Source organism: uncultured Methanofollis sp., from assembly GCF_937919355.1.
Taxonomy (GTDB): domain Archaea; phylum Halobacteriota; class Methanomicrobia; order Methanomicrobiales; family Methanofollaceae; genus Methanofollis.
Window position 1 is genome coordinate 1 of the sequence record NZ_CALFSA010000026.1, and the last position, 1077, is coordinate 1077.

The window sequence follows — 1077 nt, forward strand, 5'->3', positions numbered from 1 at the left end:
GCGATTATAGGATATGGTGCTCCGGGAGCAGTCCTCATAGCATGTATTGCACAGTACCTGATCCGGCGGATGGATGAAGAGGCATGATGGCCATTGCGATTGGTGGACGCTCCTCTCATCCCCAGAAAAATATGTCCGTGGTGATCGCACGACCCTCGACCCCATTCTCAAAGAAGAAATATGTCGCTCTGTCGCGGTCTATTTCCTATCATTCCTCGCGATCGGCGTGATCATCGACGCCGCCGACCTGCCTGTGAACCTCGTCCTCGGTTATCCCATCGTCCCCCATCTCACCGGCCTCGCCATCGTCGGAGGGGGAGCGGTGGCGGCCCTGCTCGTCTGGACTCTTCATATCAGGAAAAATGAGAAGCAGGTATCCCCGGAAGAACTGTGACAGACGTCAGAGGTCGGGAGATGCCTGAACGATATCCTCCCCTCGACGCGTAGACGATCCGCAGAGAAACGATATATAAAACGTCGGAGATATCTCAGACGCGGAAAGATCGATTCAGCCTTCCGGCACAGTCCCCAGACCACGAGGGGAGGGAAAAATATGGACAAAAACGGTATGGGGGGAGGAGTGCTCCTCCTTCTTGCGGCAGTCATCATTGCGGTCGTGATCGCCGGCAGTGTCCTTCTCACGGACCTGAGCAAGGAAAAACAAAAAGAGACTATCCGCCAGGTCATCCCCGAGATCAGCGAGAAGGACCTGGAAGACCTCTCGTCCCGGCCGGTTTATGCCGCCTACGGGCGGGTCCAGAAGAACCTGAGCCTCGACACCATTATCAGGTCGGCAGACCCCGACCTCGAAGAGAGACACTTTTTTCATCCCGAAGGCCCGGTCTTCGGCTATAGCATCAATCACCTCGACTGTATCATGGTCTATCTCGACGAAGAAGCGGCGGTCAACAGGACGACCACGGATGAGATCTACGGGGTCATCGAGTCCCATGCCCGTGCAGGCGGGACGAACACCACCCCCGTCCTCTTCGTCCGCACCCCCCAGATCACCCCGGACACGACCATCCAGCGCCCGGAGAGAGCGAGTACTCAACCGACCCCGCGGGAAGGCACGCC

The 1077-nt window shown here is 57.6% G+C and carries 2 protein-coding genes; both read left to right on the forward strand.

What is annotated here, in order from left to right; translation table 11 throughout:
- The first annotated feature begins 73 nt into the window (after positions 1 to 73).
- Positions 74 to 394, forward strand: coding sequence for a hypothetical protein (locus tag Q0520_RS01470; RefSeq protein WP_298665721.1), 321 nt, complete (start codon positions 74 to 76; stop codon positions 392 to 394).
- A gap of 159 nt (positions 395 to 553) precedes the next feature.
- A partial coding sequence (locus Q0520_RS01475; RefSeq protein ID WP_298665723.1) for a hypothetical protein occupies positions 554 to 1077 on the forward strand: 524 nt, incomplete at its 3' end.